Source organism: Agrobacterium sp. CCNWLW32 (assembly GCF_037083425.1).
Taxonomy (GTDB): domain Bacteria; phylum Pseudomonadota; class Alphaproteobacteria; order Rhizobiales; family Rhizobiaceae; genus Agrobacterium; species Agrobacterium radiobacter.
The window spans coordinates 291263-311047 of record NZ_JBAOJM010000004.1 but is presented as its reverse complement, the minus strand read 5'-3'; the positions used below and the strand labels follow the sequence as shown (position 1 = coordinate 311047).

The window sequence follows — 19785 nt, the reverse complement described above, 5'->3', positions numbered from 1 at the left end:
ATCTCCTATTTGATCCCAGCTAATCGAAGTGCGTGATAGAATTTTTCATTCGCTACCGGGTCCCGGTCTGGAGACAGGCTGCTGATCTCCCTCGCCGTCATACCCGGATAGTTTTCCTTAAGCCTGCTGCCGGTTTCGCGGGCGGCGACCAAATCGCCATGCAAAGCGTGGCTTGCGGTCAGAACGCGCAGCGCCGGCTCGTCATTTTCCATCCGCCCGCACAGTTCCACCGCCGTGCCGTAATCCTCGCGCTTGAACGCGATGCTGGCGCCGGCCCACCAGTAGATGTCGGGCGCAAGCGGATTGAGGTCGATGGCCTGCTGAAATTTCTCCCAGGCGATTTCCGCATCTCCGAAATGGGCGAGCGCATCGGCATGCTGAAGCAGGAGGTCGGCGGAGTTAGGCGCCAGCGCCTCCGCCTCGAAGAATTTTTCGGCGGAGATGTCGAAATCCCGCTGGTAGAGCGCCACCACTGCGCACATCCAGTGGCCGACACCAAGAGCGGGGTCGATCTCGACGGAGGAATCCGCTTCCGCCTTGGCGCGATGCAGGAGATGGGGATCATTGCCGCCAAGCATCAGCCATTCCAGCTGCAGGCTCTGCGCCACACGGGCGCGGGCAACCGCCAGGCTATGGTCGAGATCGACCGCCTTGCGGAACATCGAGCGGGCTCTTCGAAGAAGCGGCAGGTCGCATTTGCCGCGCAGAAGCTGCTGGCCCTCCAGCAATTGCCGATAGGCCTCGCCGCTATGGTTGCGGTCGGGTTCCACCTGAAGCCGCTCGATTTCGCGGGCAAGTGCTGCGGCCACCTGTTTGGACAGCAGCCGGAAGGCGGCGTGGATATGCCGCTCGGTCAGGACTGCCTCCAGCGACCAGACGATTTCACCGCTTGCATCCTCGATCAAGGCAACCGACATGCGGGTTTCGTCGAACACGGTCGAAATGATACGGTAATCCGCCCGCAGCATGGCGTAGCTGTCATCGGCCCGCTGATGCGCCAGTGCAAAGGTGCTGTGCGGCGAAAGGACGGTGAAGGTCCGGTATCGGACAAGGCTGTTGGCGACATCCTCGACGAAGGCCTGCATGACCGGCGAGACCGGTTGCCCGTCAACCCTTGCCGGGCGAACGAATGCGACGCGGGGTTTAGTCTGGGATTTTCGGCGGTTGCCCTCTTCCGGCTCGGCGGCGACCGTTATCGTGGCGGTCAGACTTTGTATTCTCCGCCTCAGCGCCACGGTTTCCGCTTCCGGGGAACGCCCCTCCTGGCGGAGCTGCTCCATCAGAAGCTGGTGCATGCCCTCGCAGGCGCTGATGTTTCCGATCCGCGCATAGGCCGCCATGGCGGCGCGGTAGGTTTCTTCGCGCTCCGGCTCGATCTTGCAGGCGCATTCGGCAAGCCTGGCGATATCGTTCGAACTGGCGCGACCAAAACGCGTCAATTCTTCCAGAAGCTGGGTGTAGCTGGAAAAGAACAGGTCCCTGAGACGACGGCGCTCGGAAAGCAGCCAGAGATAAAGATGATCCTGTCCGGCCTCCAACCCCTCCAGCAACTCGCCGCCGAATTCAAGCAGCGCATTGAGCCGCCGCATCGGGTCTTCGGCCCTTGCGCCGGCAAGGAAGATGGCAAGGTCGGTTCGCTGCGCCAGCTTGCCGGCCTTAAGATCGTTTCCTTCGGTCAGAAGGATCGCCTCATCCTCGTTGGGAAGCTTCTGCAGGCGCAGGATCAGCTGCCGCAGATTGCCGAGAGCCCTTTTCTGCTCGACATTTTCCCACAGCAGCGATGCGGCATGCTGGCGGGAAAGGGACTGGTTCGGCGCAAGGATAAGGGCGGCAGTGAGGGCGAAGCCCTTGGACGGAAAAAATGCCTCCCGCACCGCATCACAGCGCGGGGTGCCAAAAAGCCGGATCGGTATCAGTTCAGCGTTCCCAGCCACTTTCGTCCCCTCATGAATCATCATCTAACAACGTGCCCGGGAAATTGAAAGTCATCATAGCATTCCATTTGACGCTGGTGTGACGCGGCCTGCCTATTGTCGCAGACAGAAGCATGAATGACGGGTGGAAAACAGCGGACATGCGGCAGGCAGGCATCGGGATTTTTCGAAAGTGATAGCGTTTAACGGAAGCTACATGGCCTTCGAGCCGCGCATCGAACCTTATCAGCGTGCCGACGATGTCGGATATGCGGTCAGTGAATTCATGTGGTTCAAGGGCCGTCCGTTCTATCCGGTCTCGGCGCTGGTCCATGCGAAGGTCGCGCATGCCAGGCTGTCGGCGAAGAAAGGCGATGAGGAGGACGAGGATAATCTCGATATCCTCTTTCGTATGCCGTTGGTGGCGGGCGGGCATTTTTTCGAGATCGTGCTGCGGTCGAATGAAGGAACGTCCTACGGCGGCTGGGTGTGGGGAGAAGAGCTGGAAATCCTGAATGAATTCGTCAACGGCTATCGCGTTCTGGCGGGGAAGTTCGACGACAGGTTCATCCGGTTCGAATACTCAAAGCGGTTTCAGCGTTATCGGACGATCGAGCCGCTGCCGGTGGAAAAATCCGTCTTCCTGATCCAGCGGGAGACAAAGCCCTATGCGGGCGGGCGTGGTCTGCCGGGAGCCCTGGTGCCCTGATCGCGGGGACGTCTTTGGGGCGTGAAGGCGTGGACTGCACAGATTGCGGCATGCCCGGTAAAGCGCGGCTTTATCGGAGGTCGTCAGGGAATATTTTTATTTTTATTGTGTGGAAAATTATGATGCTCAATAGAGGTAAAGTGCGTAACAGGGGGATGTCACCGCAACTTGCGGCGGTGAATTGCGCTTCCAGCGACGATACGCTTTCCGATGCGGAGAGCGTTGATGACGAGTCGTGCCCGCCTCTGCGCAATGACAGGCTTTATGTTGTCAGCGAACCGATTTCCCGGACATTGCCCTCACCCGCCCTCGGAGATGATCAAGCGCGGGAGGAGACGCCGGCCAGGACCGAGATCCGCAACAGGGTCGTCGATTCCGATATCAGGGCGGCAAAATGGGCCTGGGCGATATTGGCGATCGCGCATTGCTGGCTGATTTATTTCATGGTGCACAATCTCGGGGGGTGAAACATCCGTCGCCACCCTTTGCACGCCCTCAGTCCGTTTCGCCAATACTGTGCAGGATCATTGCCGCCGCGCCGAAGGCCACGGGGTCCGTTGCGACGACCCCGGGCAGCAGGATTTGTGGCTGGATGACCTTAGCGCCGCTGAACGGGTCCGAAACCTCATAATCCAGCCACTTCGCCAGTTTTTCGCGCACCATTTTCGGTAAGGTGCCGCCGACATAGATGGCGTCGGGCGCCAATACCGCGCTGACGGCAAAGCCAAGGCGGGCAACCTGTGGCCCGGCCCGGTCCAGCCACGCGTCGAGCACGGCGGTGTTGCGGGACAGGTAGTCCGTCCAGATGTCAGGAGCCCGTCCGGAGGGTTTTTCGCCGACATGCTCGAGGCACCAGGCCGCCAAATCTTCGAAAGAGGGCCGTGAGTTTCCGCGACCACGCAGGGCGCCGATCTCGCCGGCATTGCCGAGAAAACCGCGATAAAGTTCGTTCCTGATGATGATGCCGCCGCCGATACCTTCGGATAGGTAGAGATAGGCGAAATTTTCGTGCCCCGCCGTATTGCCGAGCGTGAGTTCGCCCATGGCCGCCGCATTGGCGTCGTTTTCGATAATCACCGGGCAGCGCAGCGCCTCGCGCAGCATGGTGGAAAGGTCGGAGCCCGCCCAGGAAATGACCTCGTCAGCAAGATCGAGCGACATCGCCTCGTTGCGAAAGCGGGTCGGCATGGCAATCGCCGCACCGATCAGGTCGTTGCGGCTAATCGCGTTTTTTGAAAGCAGCTCTTCGGATCCTTCCTCAAGTGCCCGCTGGACATCGGAAAACGCGTCATAGGAACCGCGCATCTGCAATTCGCCAACGATCTCCCCGCCGAAATTCAGCAGCGTCAGCATCACCGAATAACGATTGGCATGGGCGCCGAGGGCATAACCGACGGTTTTCTTGAGCATGAGGTCGATATGGGGAGCGCCGCGGCCTTCCTGCCGGCGCGCGCCTTCCTCGATAAGACCGCGTTCCAGCAGGTTGCGAGTCACCATGCTCACGGCCGCCGGTGTGACGTTGCAATATTCCGCAAGTTCGACCCGCGATGCCGAGCCCTTGCGCCTGATGTAACCCAGAAGTGCGCCCTGTGTCGCGCCGATACCCGCAAATCCGCCGTTTCGTTTCTCAGCCAAAGTTCTGCTCTCCCAGCTTTAGTGCCGGAAATGTCATAAAGCTGTAAATTAAGCAACTTAATTAAATAATCAGTTTCAACGGGAATGCACCTCATGTTTAAATCTCTTTCCCTGGCGGCCACGGTCGCCATCGGCGCACTTTTGCCGGCCATTGCCTTTGCCGAAGACATCAACGTCAAACTCTGGACGCTCGCCGACAAGAACGCGCCCGCCCGCGTCACCAACATTGAAGCGGCGGCCGGCATCATGAACGCGCAGTTCAAGGCCGCCGGCGTCGACAAGCGCATCGTCATCGACACGAACAATAGCAGCGTGCAGGGCTGGGACGGTTTCGCTCTCGATACGCTGAAGGCATTTTCGGTGGGGCAGGGGCCGGATATCTACATTCTGCCGCATGAATGGATTGGCCAGTTCGCGCAGGACGGTTATGCCATGCCGATGGAAGACAGGATCGCCGCCGGCCCGTGGGTCTATGGCGATATTCTTCCGGTCCTCTGGAATTCGGCCAAGGGCACCGACGGCAAGATTTACGGTATTCCACAGGACGCGGAAATCCGCATGTTCTTCTACAATAAGGACATGCTGCGCAAGATCGGCAAGGACGAGGCCTTTATCGAAAGCCTGCCGGCCAAGGTCGATGCCGGTGAATTCACGCTCGATGATCTGACCGCGCTGTCGAAGGAAGTGGTCGACGGCAAGGCCGCTCAATATGGCATGCTGCATCGCCCGAATGTCGGTATCGACTATCTGATGGTGTTTCAGTCCTATGGCGTGAAGTTCATGGACGAAAAGACCGGCAAGCTTGTCTTCCCCAAGGCGGAAATGGTGAAGGCGCTCGGCTGGTATGAGCGCAACGCCAAGCAGGGCGTCACGCCGGTCGACAATACCGCCATGAGCTGGGAAGCCATCCAGACCGCCTTCAAACAGGAAAAGGCCTTCATCTTCCATCAGGGCGTGTGGGCCGTTGCCTGGCAGGTTGGTGACAAGAACGGCGCAACCTGGCCGACCGATCGCGAAGGATATTTCAACAAGATCGGCTGGATTTCCGCACCGGCAGCCGAAAAGGGCGGCAAACCGGTCAACCTGTCGCATCCGTTGCTCTATACCGTCAACCCGAAGAGTGCCAATGCCGATATTGCCGCCGATCTCGTGGCGCTGGCGACCTTGCCCTATTTCAACAACGAGCACGCCGTCACTTCCTATCACACCGCCATCAGCAACGCGCAGACGGCCATGCCGAAATACCGCGACAACTGGGTTCTTTCCGCCGCATCGCCGATGATGAAGGACGCACGGTTCGTGCCTAATCACACCAAGTTCGGCAGCTACAACAAGGTGCTGTTCAGCGGCCTGCAGGCGGTCGAGACCGGCAAGATGACGGCCGAACAGGCGGTCGATTTCATCGCCGACGAACTCGAACTGCAATTTGGCGCGGATATCGAAATCCGCGAAGCCGCAAGCAACTGAGTTTTATCAGACACCACGCCGCCCGGTTACGCCGGGCGGCTTTCCCGTGTTCCCACCGGTATATCCCAATGTCTCAGTTCCAGCTCAGGGCGCGTCGTCCGGCCCGGCCGATTTTTTATCTGGCGCCGGCTCTTGCCCTGCTCGGCGTCTTTTTCCTGGCGCCGATCGTCGTCAATCTGGTGATCGCCTTTACCGATATGGGCGCGAATCTGAAGGTCGGCAAATTCACGGTCGAGAATTTCCAGCGCATGGTGCAGCGTGATGTACGCCTGCCGGTCGTGCTTTTGACGACATTCATCTATGTCGGCGCAACGCTGTTTCTCTTCAATATCGGCCTCGGCGCGCTTCTGGCGGTCACGACGACGGCGATACCCGACAGGCTGGGCAATTTCTTCCGCGGCCTGTGGCTGCTGCCGCGCATGAGCCCGGCCGTGCTTTACGGCGTGCTCTGGATATGGATTGCCGATCCGACCTCCTCCGGCCTGCTCAACCAGTTCCTCGGTATGCTCGGCGCACCGGCGCTCAACCTGCGCAACGACTTTCCGCTGTTTCTGGTGGTGGTGGCGAACGGCGTCGTCGGCGCATCCTTCGCCATGGTCATCCTGACATCATCGATCCGCTCGATACCCTCGCATCTCGCCAATGCGGCGCGCGTCGATGGCGCCAGCGAATGGGGCGTGCTCCGCCACGTTATCGCACCGGCGCTTTCGGCTCCGATCCGTTTCATCACGCTCTATCAGGCGCTGTCGCTGATGACGACCTATGAATATATCCTGCTGATCACCGGCGGCGGCCCTGTCTACGACAGCACCACCTATGCGCTTTATATCTACCGGCGCGCCTTCGAAAACGGTGCTTACGCCTATGGCGCGGCGCTGGCGCTCGGCCTGATGGCCATCGGCGTCGCCGTGACCCTCGTTCAATGGCGCGTCAGCAACATGCGCGCGACCTTTGCCCCCGCCAAAATCGAGGTGCTGTGATGACGCTCGTTCAAAGCCACGCCCGGCGCGCCTCCGATCTGAAACCGGACTGGGCGCATCTTGAAAGACGCAGCCGCGCCCATCGTGTCGGCTTCCTTCCCGTCATCCTCGTGTTTCTCACGGTCGTCTCCGTCCCGGTTCTCCTGCCCTATCTCTGGCTGCTGGTGAAATCGCTGACCAGTTCCGACGACAATCTCAGCCGGCTGGTGCTGTGGCGCAGCGGCGCGATTGCCGCGCTGGCCTATTTCGGGGCGATTGCGATCGCGCTGTTTTCAGCACGCCTGCGCAACCCCGCACTGCTCTGGCTCGCGCTCGGCGTCGTGGTGGCGGCGCTGGTCTTCGTGCTTGTGCTGCCGCATCTGACCATCGAGAATTACAGCTTCCTGTGGAGCCGTGACATCGAGAAAACCGGCAATACCCGCATTGCGCTGATGCCGTCCGTCTGGACAGCCATGCGCAGCTCGCTGCTGTTTGCCGCTTCCCAGACCCTGATCGTTGCGCTGGTCGCCACGCCGGCTGCCTATGCACTGTCGCGCTTTGCCTTTGCCGGACGTGAAAACATCCTGCGCGGACTTCTGCTGCTCCACGCATTTCCCGCACTGGCGCTGACTGTCGCGATCTTCGTGCAGTTGCACTACATGGGGCTGCTCAACAATCTCTTCGGTGTCGTGCTGGTCATGAGCGCGCTGGAATTGCCCTTTGCGATCTTCGTTCTCAAGGGCTTCTTCGACAATGTCCCCTGGGACATCGAGATGAGTGCCGTCACGGATGGCGCGACCCGTTTCCAGGCCTTTCGCATGGTGGTTCTGCCGCAGGTCAGAAGCGGGCTGATAGCTGTCGCCACCTTCACCTTTCTGCGGGGCTGGGAAGAATATGTCTTTGTCCAGACCCTGCTCATCGAAAAAAGCCAGATGACGATGAGCCTCTACCTCTTCTTCGTGGCACAGGACAGCGTGGGCGTGAATTACGGCATGATCGCCGCTGTCGGCATCATCTATCTGCTGCCTGTGCTGATCATTTACATCTTCACCCAGAAATACATCACCCAGATGAGTTTCGGCGGGATCAAAGGATAATCGCCATGGCCAGGATCACCCTCGACAAAGTCACCAAAAGCTGGGGTGACACCCGGGTTCTGCAACCCATGACGCTGACGATCGAAGACGGCGAATTCGTCGCCGTTCTCGGCCCGTCGGGATGCGGAAAATCGACCACGCTTTTCCTGCTCGCCGGGCTTTACGCGCCGACCGGCGGAGAGATCGCCTTCGACGGCCACAACGTCAACCGCATCGATGCGCGCGACCGCAATGTCGGCATCGTCTTCCAGTCCTATGCGCTTTATCCCAATCTGACGGTACGGCAGAACATCGCCTTTCCGCTGCGTTTCAAGAATGTGCCGCGCGAGGAGGCGGCGCGGCGGGTGGAGGAGGCGGCAAGCCTCGTGCAGATCAGCGCGTTGCTCGACCGGCGGCCCTCGCAGCTTTCCGGCGGTCAGCAGCAGCGTGTGGCGCTGGCTAGAGCGTTGGTCAAGGAACCGAATATCCTGCTTCTGGACGAGCCGCTCTCCAATCTCGATGCGACCCTGCGCATCACGATGCGGGCCGAGCTGAAAAACCTGCAGAAGCGGCTGAAGATCACCACTCTGATCGTCACCCATGACCAGATCGAGGCGATCACCATGGCGGACAGGATCATCTGCATGAATAATGGCGCCATTGCACAGATCGGTACGCCAGACGATCTTTATCGCCGGCCCAACAACCTGTTCGTCGCCGGGTTCATCGGCACGCCGCCGATGAACCTCTTGAAGGGGCAGGCGCAGGGCGAGCAGCTGCGGATCGGCGATGCCCGCCTCGACATCAATGCCCGTTGCGACGGTGAGATCACCTTCGGGCTGCGCCCCGAGGATATCACCCTTACCAAGCCAGCCGAAGCGTGGCTTGAAGGGGCGGTCGCCACCGTCGAGCCGATGGCGCGCGAGGTTTTCTACAGCATCGACACACCCGCAGGTGTCATCCATGCGCTGGAATATGGCGAGACGATAAGGCATGCGCCCGGTGAGCGGGTTGGCATCAGCTGCAAATCCGGTCTGACCCTTGTTTTTGACGCAGCCGGCAACCGCATTGCCGGACTGCACGCCGATCTTTCCCACAATTCGACCACGCCGGCGCGTCAGCCGGAACCCGTAAACTGACAGGACATTCCATGCCCAAAATTGTCTCCCATCGCGGCGCCAACCGTTTCGCGCCCGAAAACACCTTTGCCGCCGCCGATCTCGCTCTAGAGCAGGGTGCGGATTATATCGAGCTTGATGTGCGCGAGAGTGCGGATGGCATACTGTATGTCTTTCACGACGAAACGCTTGACCGCACGACCGACGGTACCGGGCCTATCGGCCATGCCCTGTCGAGCGAGATCGATGCGCTGGATGCGGGCAGCTGGTTCGGGGAAAACTTCAAGGGCGCTGTGGTGCCGCGTCTTGATGCCTATCTTCGCCATTTGCGCGGCCGCTGCGGCGTTTATGTCGAGCTGAAATATTGCGATCCCGTCAAGGTCGCCGCCCTGGTGCGCGATCTCGGCATGTTGCGCGATACTTTCTTTTTCTCCTTTTCCGAGGAAATGCGCCGCGGTCTGCAGGCCATCGCACCCGAATTCCGCAAGATGATGACGCTCGACATTGCGAAGTCGCCTTCGCTGGCGACGGCCGTGCACCATGCCTCGATCATAGAGATCACGCCGGCACAGATGCGGCGGCCCGGTCTTGTCGCGGCATGCCGCAAGGCCGGTCTCGAAATCATGGTCTATTACGGCGGTGATGACATCGACCTTCATAAAGAGATCGCATTGGCCGGGGTAGACTACGTCAACATCGACCGCCCGGACCTGTTCGATACGATGCGCCGTACCGCGCAGCTCCCTGAATTCGCATAACCTTCCTTCCCCTTGGAGATCATGACATGAGCAATCTTATAGGTACCGGCTTCAACGCCGGCTCGGACGATGGCGAACTGGCCACCCTTGAAAGCGATCTTCGCGCGCTTGCCGAAATTGGCTGCGACACCGTAGAAATCGCCGCAACAAGCCTCGATATGATCGCTGGCGGCCGGATCATCGAGGAGCGCGCCGACCGTTTCGTGTCGCTCGCAAAGCAGTTCGACTTCCGCTACACCGTGCACGGTCTCGTCTCTTCGAATTTCATGGACCCGGTGACATGCCGTTACCAGATCGATGCGGCCAAGGCGCTTGCCGTTCTCTGTGACCGTATCGGCGCAGGCATCCTCGTCCAGCACAGCGGCGCCCTGCGTGCCGACCAGATCGCCGAACGGGCCGATGCCGACAGCCGCGAGCGGGAAGCGCTTTTCGAACTGGCGGAGTTCTGCAGGCCCTATGGCGTGCGTATCGCCCTTGAGAATATCTTCTCCACCGAGCCCGGCCAATACCGCCAGACGCCGGCCGAAGTGGCTGCGACCGTGAAGGCTGTCGGTCACGACAATGTCGTGGCGCTGATCGACTTCAGCCATGCCTATCTCGAATCCACCTATCGTGGCCTCGATTTCCGCGATGAGCTTCGCGCCATGGCGCCGGTTGCCGGCCATCTGCATGTGCACGATTCCTTCGGCCGCCCGCAGGGCTTTTATCAGCCTTATTTTGCCCAGGAAAACACGGCGCTTGGCATCGGCGATCTGCACATGCCGCTCGGCTGGGGCGATATCGACTGGCAGGGCATCTTCTCCGAACTTTCGTTCCTGCCCGATACCGTGCTGATGATGGAAATCGGCCGCCGTTACCGCGCCGAGCAGCCGGCAAGCCTCGAAACGGCGCGGCATCTGATGTCGCTTAATGCCGCCCGCACCCAACTCGCAGCCGAGTGATGGCCTGAACAAGGTGTAATTCGACAGGCTGATGTTTGAAACACCGGCAGTCCCGATGCGACTGCCGGTGTTTTTGGTCTACGCTGCCCAGTCGGAGAGCGAATAGGCCCTGATATAATCGATCATCATCTGCGAGCCGTCGCTGAAATCAGCATCCGATGGTGTTCCCGCGGTTCCGCCGACGGCAAGGTTGACGACCATATACATCGGGTCATGCATATCGTCAGGCGTCTCCGTCTGCGCCACGGCGACATCGTCGAAATACCAGGTTATGTGTTCGGCATCCCACAACACGCCGTAAGTGTGAAACCCTTCCGTGCTCGGCACGCTGACATTGTTGATGACCGATGTCTGTTCACCGGTGGCGTTGGAATGGGCGGACATGATGAGCGTATTGGGATTCTGGCCGCGCATTTCGATGACATCGAGTTCCGGCGGCCAGGAGCCGTCTTCGGGCAGGAGCCAGAAGGCAGGCCAGGCGCCCCGGTCGGTCGGCATATCGGCGCGAATTTCGAAATATCCATAGGTCTGGCTGAAGGAGGAATAGGTGTTCAGCATGCCGGAGGTATAATCGTAACCCTCGACTTCATCGGCAATCGATTGCGCGGTTTTCTCGGCGGTTATCGTCAGGACGCCGTTTGCAACGCTGAACGGATTGACCTCCGACGTGCCGGCATAAGAGGGGTTGATGTACCATTGCGCCTCACCATTCGTCGTCAGCGAGCTCCCCTTTTCGGGTGCCCACCAATATTTGGCGTCCCAGGTGCCCTGATTGCCGCTGTGCAGGGACAGCGCGTCGAATTCATCGGCAAAGGTCTGGGTGAGAGAGGATCGATCGAGGCTGAGCTCGAACTGGTCGGCCTGAAGGTCGTCTATGGTTTTTCCTGCAAGAACGATGGCCTCGCCATTTGAAAAATTGAGCCACAGGTCGCTGCCCTGCTGCGTGGCGTTGCCGGCCAGCTGATCGAAGGATGTGATACCGTAACCATTCAGCCGGATCGTGTCATTGGCGCTGAAATCCATGATGAGATCTGTACCGTTACCGCTCGTAAAAACGAAAGTGTCGGCCCCGCCGCCACCGATCAGTACGTCGTTGCCGGCCCCGCCATCGATCGTCTGGCTGCCCGATCCGCCGGTGATGATATTGTCGAGTGAATTGCCGAAGGCGTAACGACCGTCACCCGTTACCCTGAGATTCTCGAAATTGTCGGGCAAGGTGTAACTCATCCAGGTATCGATGGTGTCAATGCCCTCCCCGGCATTTTCGACGGCACGATTGATACCGGAATAGAGATAATAGATATCGTCGCCGGTGCCGCCCGCCATGGTCACGTTGACGGAGCTGTCACCCCACATGGAATCATTGCCGGCGGTGCCGGCGAGCCGCGGGCCGGAGCCCGTGGCGGAGAAAAATCCGGTGGAACTGCCGCTGTAATAGAGTGTGTCTCCAAGCGCATTCACTACTGTCCGGGCCATGAACCGTCTCCTGTCCGTTAGCGTTGGTGTCCTCACTCCTCCTGCTGCACACCCTAACAGGGCAAAAAGCCTCCTGTTAGGCCGAAATATAAGGGGTATGTTCCCCTGCGGTTGCATTCAGCCGTTGAACGGGCGCGTTGTCATCGGTCGGTTCCGCCTGTTATATGTCGGGTTTTGAACCATCTGCGCGCTCTTGCTGTACCCCTGCGGGTGATGGCAAGATCGGGGCGGATTGCAGATGTCCGCGCGGCATCTGAGGAATGGAGTATCAGGATTGAGCGTAGCCTTTACCAAGGAAGACAGCGCGGAAACCGCAGCCGAAACCGTTCTGCCGGATCGGGTAATCTCGCCTCATCCCAATCTGGTAACGCAGTCCGGGCTGAAGGCGCTGGAAGAGCAGTTGCGGCTGGCGCGCGAAGCCTGTGAGGCGGCCAATGCCATTGAAGACATCAATGAAAGACGGCGCATTTCCGCCAATCCGTTGCGGGATCTGCGATATTTCTCCGAGCGGGTCCGCACCGCGCAACTGATGCCTGATCCGCCAGCGGACGGCGTCGTCGCCTTCGGCAGTCTGGTGACGTTCAGCCGCGATGACGGACGAACGCAACGGTTTCGGATCGTCGGCGAAGATGAGGCCGACCCGGCTGCCGGAACGATGTCCTATGTCTCCCCGGTTGCAAGGGTGCTGACGGGAAAAATGGCTGGTGATCTGGTCAGTTTGGGCGGCAGGGAGATCGAAATCATCGAAGTCGCCTGACGCCCGGGCCGGACTGGGTAAAATGGGCCCTCAAAAATAAGGGCCTTCTTGTTGCTATCTGCCGTCAGACAATAAGGGGCTGAGGCCCGGATTACCGATAACGATTCCTTCTTCTCGGTGGCGAGCGTCATCTGCTGTTCCCAGCATCCGCATCACTGTGGTCTTCAGGAAGAGCCTGAAGTCCAGATCTATGGCGGCGTAGGCGAGGGCAAGCCCCACATGGGCCATGAAGACGGGATTGAAATTCAGCTCTTCGAACTGATAGCCGATAATGATCCCGATCGCCGAATAGACGAAAAAGCCGATCTTGCGTTTTCGGAAAATTGCATAAAACAGCGCAAAGGCGCTCATCATGCAAAATCCCAGGCCGGAAGCGTAGGCGGTGGCCATAAAGCCGTTATGGGGCGTACCGATCTTTGCGATACGCGCAAGCTCTTCATATCGAGCGGTAAATCCGATGCCCAACGGATGCAGGAACATGACCTGAAAACCGCCGGTGATCGTCTCCCACCGCTCATGCAAGTTGTTGCTGCTATTGCTGTCCTCGAGAAAACGTTTCGAAAATACCTCTCCCGCGAAGTCGAAAGCGCCGAGCGGCAGAACGGCGGCGATGACAAGGGCGCATAAAGCAAAGCCGAAATACGTGCTGAGCAGCATTTTGACCGAAAAATTCCGGACGTAAAAATAAAGTCCGATGGCGAGCACGGCAAACACACCCGAGCGGTTGAGCGTGAGCGTAAAGCTTGCCAGGTATATGAGCAGAAACACCGCAAACAGCGCGGGCCGTCTTTGGCGTTCGGCGAGATAGGCAGCGGCTGCTCCGGCCAGTGCGAAGGCTGGTCCAGCGGTGTTTCCCACAGGCCAGATGCCGCCTGCCTTTTCGACGCGCAAAAGCAGCGGCGTTATTTCACCTTTTGCCGCGAGTTCCAGGACGCCCGCTTCATCGAACATGAAGGACAATCCGATGGAGGCGAGCTGGTCATGAATGACGATGTCAAGGAAAAGCAGGATAGTCACGGCTATGAAGCCCGCGAACATGCCCCAGCAGAACAGTTCGAGAAGGTTCTCCTTGAACAGCATGTAGGCAAAGAAGAGAAAATAGACCGCATAAAAATAGGTCATCGCCGTCGTATAAAATTCGCCATCGCCACGCGCGTCGGCAAACAGGGCCGTCAGTGCAAACAGGACCGTCAGCGGCAGGAGGTAAAACAGGGCGATCGACGGTGTCAGGCAGCGAATGTAAAGCAGCGCAATGACGGGCAGCGTCATCAGCACCAGCATGTCGGTAATGTTGAGGAAACGCAGGCCGATATTGCTGGTCACCACGTTGCACTGAATGAAGAAACCGATGGAAAAAACGAATATAGCCAGAAAGATGCCGGGAATATTGATTGTTTTTGAAGGATAAAGCGGCATTGCCAAAACGAAACCCGGTAGGGCGGGCAGGCGCGATGCCGCATGATTTTTTCGTTTTTTCATTCGCGGCCTTTATCTTTTGTAGGCGGATTTCGACGGTCCCTTAGAGAGGGGCGTTACCGCGCGGCAATAAATATAATATGGCGACCATTAGTGGGCTCGATGACGTCGCCACGCAAGATAATTTTATCCGTTTCTCCATTAGACAAGATTGCCTTTCGGCAAATCCCCTTCGACCGCGATGATGCGCTGAATGTGAACTGGCTCATTTGAGGTGGGCGCGCTGGTGCCGAATGCGGGAAGGATGCGCAGATAAAAATTATACCCGGTCGGGCTCATGTCTGGATCTATGGCGATCCCGTTGGCGATCGCCCACATCCAGCCGCTGTTACCGGAGATGTTGGCGCCTCCAAATTGCAGGGCGGAGCAAGCGATCGTCCGGACTGCGCCGCCGCTTTTCACGACCATCGTGACATATGGAAGTCGCTGCCTCTCGTTATTCCTGTAAAGCACGGCGAAGGAGACGGTCTTGCCGATCATTGCTGCGGCCTCCGCGTTGCGGAAATAGCGAGTGAGTCCTGCCGTCTGGCTGCCATTTGCATGTAGGGCAAGGCTGCTGGTGAAGGATGGAGAAAAAATGACGTCGGTAGTTTTGGTAACTGAGCCCGGCGCAATCAGGCCCCAGCCCGTCGGAGCGGAGCCCGACCAGTCGGTAAAGTCACCATTCCCTATGAGATTGGCGGCAGGCAGCTTCGGCCAGCAAGGTGTCTGAAAACCGCTGTCGGATGCCGAAGCGAGGTAGGAATCGAACAGGGTTCGGGCAATGAGCCGCGATCCAGCATCGTTCGGGTGGATATTGTCCCGATAAAGGGCGGCGTCCTTGGCCTTCGCCAGAAACGCCGCATGCGTATCCACCAGCGTAAGGTTCGGATGTGCTCGGGCCAAATCGAGGATTGCCTGATAGACCTTGTCGTAACCCGTCCCATCACGCCACGGGTTCTGCGTGGTGATGAGCTGTGGCGTGCCCGGCCATTGCCATTCGGTCATGCCGAGCGGGCCGAGCAGGGTGGATCGCCCGGAGCTCAAAATGCCGCCAGGCACCTCGAAGGTCTGCATATTATGGCCCTGATGCAGGATGCAAAGATCCGGACGGGGGATGTTCAGCGCCGCTGCGCGCTGTTCCGCGAGCATGTAACCCGCCATGCCGCCGGGCAGCGTTGCGAGATAGACCGCCAGCCTCGCCCCCTTACCGGCGCGCAGCGTGACCGGTTCCGCATAGGCTTTTGGCCCGGTGGCGGCATTCGTTTCCCATTCCGCCCAGCGATGTAACACCACCGTCGTATCGTGCAGTTCGCCGAGCATCATCGCAAATTGATGAAATGGTCCGGCTTCGGCATGGGCGGTGCTGTCGCCGTTCACGAACAGCGTGGCATTCTGACCCGCTGCCAGCCGGGCGCGCAGGACAGAGAACGCCGTCAAGGAAAGACCGATGGCGCCCATGGTCCGGGGGCGGATGCCGAGCGTTACGCCGATCATGCTGCCACCTCTTCCGTTCGTGCCATATATATGCATATGTTGTATCCGAGCGCTGTCATCGTTCGTTCTCCTGGTCTGGCCTCAGGATAATTCCGCCGTGAGGCACGGGGAAAAAATGCCGGAGCGGAATGGCGATCAGCGCATAAAAACAAACGTCATGAATTTTTCTTGCATTTCGTCTGAAGTATGAAAATAGAATATTTGTATTTTACTTTTGCTATTTTTGAATTTTATTACTAATAAAGGTTCTGATGCTGGTATTTTTATCTAGCAACGTGCATTTCTCTGTAATCTCCGACGAAGATATCCCTGTCGCTATCGCGCAGGATGGTTCTTTTCGCAGGTGTGCTGTTCATGCCCGCAATCAAAACCAGACGCATCGTGGGTTCTCTCCTACGGCAGGGGAGACGCCATGACATCCGCTCTTTTTGTCAGCCATACCGGAGAGAAGGGCGGCGCCGAACTTTTTCTGGCTGATCTCGTCAAGGGTGGACCGCATTCCTGGCGCGCTTGTTTTCTCAGTGGTGGTGCGGCCGCAGATGATTTGGTTGACGCCGGGCGGCCTCCGGTCATGCTGTCCGCCGGAGAAAAAATGCTGTCGATCCGCCGCAATGCGTCGTTCGGCGCCCTGTTACGCGGAGCGGCTGATGTGATGGCGGTCGCCTGGCAATTGAGCCGGGAGGCGCGGCATTATGATGTGATCTGCGCCAACTCGCAAAAGGCGCTTTTTGTCTGCGCGCTGGCCGCGAAGCTCAGCCGTCGCCCGCTCGTCTGGATTTTGCACGATATCGTCACCGATCCCGCTTTCAGCACCACCAACCGTCGGGCTTCGCTGGCATTTGCGCGCCTTTTCGCCAGGCTGGTGGCTGTCAACTCCGAGGAGACGGGCCGGGCTTTCATCGAAGCCGGCGGTGAGGCGAATAAGGTTCGCATCGTTTACAACGGCTTCGATCCCGCCAGGGCAAAGGTCTACGAGCCGGGCAAGGCCGCGCGGCTGCGAGCGGAACTGGGCCTCGGTCCGCAACCGCTTGTCGGCCTTTTTGGCCGGCTGAGCGAATGGAAGGGACAGCATGTATTTCTGGAGGCGATTGCGGCGATGGAGGGCGTGCAGGCGGTGATCGTCGGGGGAGCGCTTTTCGGGCAGGAGGCCTATGAGGCGCGCATCCGCGAACAGGCGTCCAGTCTCGGTCTCGACGGCCGTGTCCGCTTCCTCGGTTTCCGCTCGGATGTGCCGGAACTGATGGCGGCGATGGATGCGGTTGCTCACACCTCAATTGTTGCCGAGCCCTTCGGCCGGGTGGTTGTCGAGGCCATGATGTGCGGGCGTCCGGTTGTCGCCACGCGCGGCGGCGGGGTTACCGAAATCATCCGTGACGGCGAAACGGGCCTTCTCGTGCCGCCGGGAGAGCCATCTGCGCTGGCCGCAGCGCTCGGCCGCGTCCTGTCCGATCCGGCTCTGGCGGAAAGGCTGGCGCAAAAGGGGAGGGAGGATGTGAGCCAACGTTTCTCGCTGGAGGAAACCTGCAGGTCCGTTTCCGCGCTGCTGGAGGAGGCAGCGTGAGCTTCCGTTCGGTGATCGACAGGAACAGGCAATGCCGGCAGGCGGAAGGGCCAGGATGCGCATTCTCGTAAACATGCCGAGCCAATATGGCGGTAAGGCTTCAGGTGTCGCCCGCGTCACCTTCAGCCTGCTGGAGCGGCTGCTGGAGCAGACAGGTGACGATTATATTCTGCGCTCTCCGTGGACGCGGGCGCAACTGCCAGAAAGCCTGCGCGACAGCCGATTGCAGCTTATCGAGACTCCGCGGCCCCGCATCATGGTTTTTGACGTGGTGCATCAGGCCGCCATGCTGCCCGCGCTTTGCCGCCAGCATGGCATTGATGTGCTGTTTAACGCCGATCCTTTCGGAAGTCCCCTCGGCGGCAAACGGCGTCTCACCCTTGTTCACGATCTTTATTTCAAAACCATTCCCGAACAGATCGGCTGGCGGGCAACCCTGACGACCGATTTCATCTTCAAGCTGATGATGGCCGGCTCGGATCAGGTTATCTGCGTATCCGACGCGACGCGGAAGGATCTGGCGCGTTTTTATCCTGCCGCTGCCAATAAGAGCCTTACCATTCATTCCGACAGTACGCTAAATGTCGATCCCGAGACTCTTGGTTTGGTACCGCCTGTTGCCGGGCGCTACATATTGGTGGTCGGAAACGCGACTTCCAACAAGAATTTTTCCCTCCTTGGCAAAGCCTTTGCCATACTCGGAAAAAAATGGCCGGATCTGCGTGTCGTGCATGTCGGCCGCGACGAGGCGGAGGAAATCGCCTGCGCGCTGGCTGATCCGGAATTGAAAACCCGGCTGATCCGGCTTTCCGGCATAGATGATCGGCAGCTGGCCGAACTTTACCGGCATGCCGCCTGCCTTTGTGTACCCTCTACCTATGAGGGGTTCTGCCTGCCTGTGCTGGAGGCGCAGCAGCTGGGATGCCCGGTCGTCTGCTCCAACCGTTCCGCAACGCCGGAGATCGCCGGCAATGGCGCCCTGACTTTCGATCCGGCGGACACTCAAAGCCTTGTTGACGCGCTTGAGCGGCTTCTGGGGAATCCGGAACTCGCAGACAATCTTCGCCAGGCAGGTTATGAGAACCGTAAATTATATTCGTGGCAGAAGGCGGCGGAGAGCTACGCGCAGCTTTTTCAAGCGCGGCGTTGAGACCAGGGGATGCCCAAGCGCCTTGTCTCGACAGTGACGGTTCATGCGTCGTCGGTTCTACGCACATCCGAATAGAGCTTTTCATAGGCTGCGACGACCCCTTCGGGTGCGACACCTTGCCGAATTCGCTCCCGGGTTTCAGGGGTTTCCTCGAGCATGGCGGGATTGCGCATGGCCTCCGCCATGCGCGCGGCCAGTTCGGCGGCATTGCCCGGCGCGAACAGGCGTTCCGGCCTGTCCGCGCCGATCTGTTCGGCAACGCCCGCAAGATTTGCGCCGATGACGGGTACGCCGCGCAGAATGGCTTCGGCGACGGTACGTCCGAAAGCCTCCGGCCATAAGGGCGGGACGATGAGGCAGTCTATGCCGGCGAAGAAATGATCGGCCTCCACATAGCCCGGAAACGTTACCGGAAGGCCGGCTGTCTTTTGCTGATAGGCCTCGATACCATCAGGCGCGCGGCCCGCCATGACCAGTCGCCAGCCTTGCGGCGGCAGGAGCTGCAGGGCCTCGATCAGCAGGTCCGCTCCCTTCGCCGCTTCGATGCGGCCCAGATAACCGAAGACGAGCGGCTCTCCCGGCGCGCGGGGGAGGCGCGGTTGCGGCGAAGCCGGTGGTGAAATCGCATTCCAGATCACCGTGCGGCGGTTTTCGGGCACCTGGGTAAAAAAGCCGGCCCGCACATGGCGCTCGACGATATCGCGACCAACGCCGGCAACCGCATCAACCGCGCATTGGCAACGCCGATGGAGGTAAGAAAAGGCGCGGCATTTTTTGCTTCTGCCATCGCAGATATGCCCGTCGTGAAACAGCGATCCGTTGGTGCACATGCTCGTGAAATCATGCAGCGAATGAACGAGCGGAATGCCGCGTTTGCGGATCATCGGCCATATCAGCGGCGTCAGTTCCGAGAGCGAGTGGGTATTGACCACGTCCGGCCGGAAATCATCGATGACACGCGCAAGCCGGCGAACGAGGCGCGGATCCAGCTGCACGGCGATCTTGTAGTATTTCCGCTTCCATTCCGGTTGTTGCCCCCAGTCGCCGATGAAGAACGGCGTGGTGTGCCCTAGGCGGTGAATGGCAAAACCGTCGCGCTGTTCCGCTGCCTGCTCTTTACGGGAGATGGCGGCCACCGCGATCGTGTGTCCTTTATCGGCAAGTCCACGCGCGAGGTCCTCCACGAATATTTCCGCACCGCCCACCCGATCCGGAGCAAATAGCGAGGTTATCTGCAATATCCGCATGCTCAAATTCCTGCGCCCATGGCGTTAAGATCACGACAATTATGTTGCATCCGCGAACCAATGCCA

At 59.3% G+C, this 19785-nt stretch carries 17 protein-coding genes; 11 read left to right on the top strand and 6 right to left on the bottom strand.

The genetic code is table 11. The features are described 5' to 3' along the window. Nucleotides 1-5: 5 nt before the first annotated feature. The gene (locus tag V6R85_RS11840; RefSeq protein WP_065695112.1) at nucleotides 6-1958 is read right to left on the bottom strand and encodes a BTAD domain-containing putative transcriptional regulator; all 1953 of its coding nucleotides are present in this window, start codon (nucleotides 1956-1958) and stop codon (nucleotides 6-8) included. Nucleotides 1959-2130: 172 nt separating this feature from the next. Between V6R85_RS11840 and V6R85_RS11835 the strand changes: the two genes are divergently transcribed. Next, nucleotides 2131-2622, top strand: coding sequence for a hypothetical protein (locus V6R85_RS11835; protein WP_003509559.1), 492 nt, complete (start codon nucleotides 2131-2133; stop codon nucleotides 2620-2622). A 50-nt stretch (nucleotides 2623-2672) separates the two neighbouring features. Further along, nucleotides 2673-3089: a hypothetical protein gene (locus V6R85_RS11830; protein WP_223567331.1), complete on the top strand. Its 417-nt coding sequence runs from the start codon at nucleotides 2673-2675 to the stop codon at nucleotides 3087-3089. A 28-nt stretch (nucleotides 3090-3117) separates the two neighbouring features. Here the strand turns inward: V6R85_RS11830 and V6R85_RS11825 are convergent, their stop codons facing one another. Continuing rightward, nucleotides 3118-4257 carry an ROK family transcriptional regulator gene (locus V6R85_RS11825; RefSeq protein WP_336377055.1) on the bottom strand — a complete coding sequence of 380 codons (1140 nt, stop codon included), beginning with the start codon at nucleotides 4255-4257 and terminating at the stop codon, nucleotides 3118-3120. A gap of 93 nt (nucleotides 4258-4350) precedes the next feature. Between V6R85_RS11825 and V6R85_RS11820 the strand changes: the two genes are divergently transcribed. The 6 genes from V6R85_RS11820 (at nucleotide 4351) to V6R85_RS11795 (ending at nucleotide 10576) form a co-directional block, all read left to right on the top strand. Further along, nucleotides 4351-5724, top strand: coding sequence for an ABC transporter substrate-binding protein (locus V6R85_RS11820; protein WP_111833907.1), 1374 nt, complete (start codon nucleotides 4351-4353; stop codon nucleotides 5722-5724). Nucleotides 5725-5792: 68 nt separating this feature from the next. After that, complete coding sequence (locus V6R85_RS11815) at nucleotides 5793-6704, top strand: carbohydrate ABC transporter permease (RefSeq protein ID WP_003509551.1); 912 nt, start codon at nucleotides 5793-5795, stop codon at nucleotides 6702-6704. Beyond that, on the top strand, nucleotides 6704-7780 hold the full coding sequence (locus V6R85_RS11810) for a carbohydrate ABC transporter permease (RefSeq protein WP_003509549.1): 1077 nt from the start codon (nucleotides 6704-6706) through the stop codon (nucleotides 7778-7780). The genes V6R85_RS11815 and V6R85_RS11810 overlap by 1 nt, the downstream gene beginning before the upstream one ends. A 5-nt stretch (nucleotides 7781-7785) precedes the next feature. Next, complete coding sequence (locus V6R85_RS11805; RefSeq protein WP_111833906.1) at nucleotides 7786-8898, top strand: ATP-binding cassette domain-containing protein; 1113 nt, start codon at nucleotides 7786-7788, stop codon at nucleotides 8896-8898. An 11-nt stretch (nucleotides 8899-8909) separates the two neighbouring features. Beyond that, complete coding sequence (gene ugpQ, locus V6R85_RS11800; protein WP_003509547.1) at nucleotides 8910-9635, top strand: glycerophosphodiester phosphodiesterase; 726 nt, start codon at nucleotides 8910-8912, stop codon at nucleotides 9633-9635. 26 nt (nucleotides 9636-9661) lie between these two features. Beyond that, nucleotides 9662-10576, top strand: coding sequence for a TIM barrel protein (locus tag V6R85_RS11795; protein WP_003509546.1), 915 nt, complete (start codon nucleotides 9662-9664; stop codon nucleotides 10574-10576). Nucleotides 10577-10654: 78 nt separating this feature from the next. On the opposite strand, the gene V6R85_RS11790 is transcribed toward V6R85_RS11795, so the two are convergent. Further along, nucleotides 10655-12052 (bottom strand): family 16 glycosylhydrolase, encoded by a 1398-nt coding sequence (locus tag V6R85_RS11790; protein ID WP_035213495.1) that lies wholly within the window; start codon nucleotides 12050-12052, stop codon nucleotides 10655-10657. 274 nt (nucleotides 12053-12326) lie between these two features. Here V6R85_RS11790 and greA point away from each other — a divergent pair, with 274 nt between their 5' ends. Then, nucleotides 12327-12809 (top strand): transcription elongation factor GreA, encoded by a 483-nt coding sequence (gene greA, locus V6R85_RS11785; protein ID WP_003509544.1) that lies wholly within the window; start codon nucleotides 12327-12329, stop codon nucleotides 12807-12809. Nucleotides 12810-12863: 54 nt separating this feature from the next. Here greA and V6R85_RS11780 read toward each other — a convergent pair whose 3' ends face one another. Further along, nucleotides 12864-14288: an O-antigen ligase domain-containing protein gene (locus V6R85_RS11780; RefSeq protein WP_162694578.1), complete on the bottom strand. Its 1425-nt coding sequence runs from the start codon at nucleotides 14286-14288 to the stop codon at nucleotides 12864-12866. Between the two features lie 138 nt (nucleotides 14289-14426). Further along, entirely contained in the window at nucleotides 14427-15761 is a 1335-nt protein-coding gene (locus V6R85_RS11775) for an SGNH/GDSL hydrolase family protein (RefSeq protein ID WP_162695479.1), read from the bottom strand. 412 nt (nucleotides 15762-16173) lie between these two features. Here V6R85_RS11775 and V6R85_RS11770 point away from each other — a divergent pair, with 412 nt between their 5' ends. Beyond that, a complete protein-coding gene (locus tag V6R85_RS11770; protein WP_111833904.1) occupies nucleotides 16174-17322 on the top strand; it encodes a glycosyltransferase family 4 protein in 1149 nt (382 codons plus the stop codon). Between the two features lie 55 nt (nucleotides 17323-17377). Next, nucleotides 17378-18472, top strand: a complete 1095-nt coding sequence (locus tag V6R85_RS11765; protein ID WP_099087289.1) for a glycosyltransferase family 4 protein — start codon at nucleotides 17378-17380, stop codon at nucleotides 18470-18472. Between the two features lie 41 nt (nucleotides 18473-18513). Here V6R85_RS11765 and V6R85_RS11760 read toward each other — a convergent pair whose 3' ends face one another. Continuing rightward, nucleotides 18514-19719 (bottom strand): glycosyltransferase family 4 protein, encoded by a 1206-nt coding sequence (locus V6R85_RS11760; protein WP_111833903.1) that lies wholly within the window; start codon nucleotides 19717-19719, stop codon nucleotides 18514-18516. Nucleotides 19720-19785 lie beyond the last annotated feature (66 nt).

Coding starts and splice junctions, on each gene's coding strand:
- V6R85_RS11840 (WP_065695112.1), bottom strand. CDS start 1,958: ATGATGATTCATGAGGGGACGAAAGTGGCTGGGAACGCTGAACTGATA.
- V6R85_RS11835 (WP_003509559.1), top strand. CDS start 2,131: ATGGCCTTCGAGCCGCGCATCGAACCTTATCAGCGTGCCGACGATGTC.
- V6R85_RS11830 (WP_223567331.1), top strand. CDS start 2,673: ATGCCCGGTAAAGCGCGGCTTTATCGGAGGTCGTCAGGGAATATTTTT.
- V6R85_RS11820 (WP_111833907.1), top strand. CDS start 4,351: ATGTTTAAATCTCTTTCCCTGGCGGCCACGGTCGCCATCGGCGCACTT.
- V6R85_RS11815 (WP_003509551.1), top strand. CDS start 5,793: ATGTCTCAGTTCCAGCTCAGGGCGCGTCGTCCGGCCCGGCCGATTTTT.
- V6R85_RS11810 (WP_003509549.1), top strand. CDS start 6,704: ATGACGCTCGTTCAAAGCCACGCCCGGCGCGCCTCCGATCTGAAACCG.
- V6R85_RS11805 (WP_111833906.1), top strand. CDS start 7,786: ATGGCCAGGATCACCCTCGACAAAGTCACCAAAAGCTGGGGTGACACC.
- ugpQ (WP_003509547.1), top strand. CDS start 8,910: ATGCCCAAAATTGTCTCCCATCGCGGCGCCAACCGTTTCGCGCCCGAA.
- V6R85_RS11795 (WP_003509546.1), top strand. CDS start 9,662: ATGAGCAATCTTATAGGTACCGGCTTCAACGCCGGCTCGGACGATGGC.
- V6R85_RS11790 (WP_035213495.1), bottom strand. CDS start 12,052: ATGGCCCGGACAGTAGTGAATGCGCTTGGAGACACACTCTATTACAGC.
- V6R85_RS11780 (WP_162694578.1), bottom strand. CDS start 14,288: ATGAAAAAACGAAAAAATCATGCGGCATCGCGCCTGCCCGCCCTACCG.
- V6R85_RS11775 (WP_162695479.1), bottom strand. CDS start 15,761: ATGATCGGCGTAACGCTCGGCATCCGCCCCCGGACCATGGGCGCCATC.
- V6R85_RS11770 (WP_111833904.1), top strand. CDS start 16,174: ATGACATCCGCTCTTTTTGTCAGCCATACCGGAGAGAAGGGCGGCGCC.
- V6R85_RS11765 (WP_099087289.1), top strand. CDS start 17,378: ATGCGCATTCTCGTAAACATGCCGAGCCAATATGGCGGTAAGGCTTCA.
- V6R85_RS11760 (WP_111833903.1), bottom strand. CDS start 19,719: ATGCGGATATTGCAGATAACCTCGCTATTTGCTCCGGATCGGGTGGGC.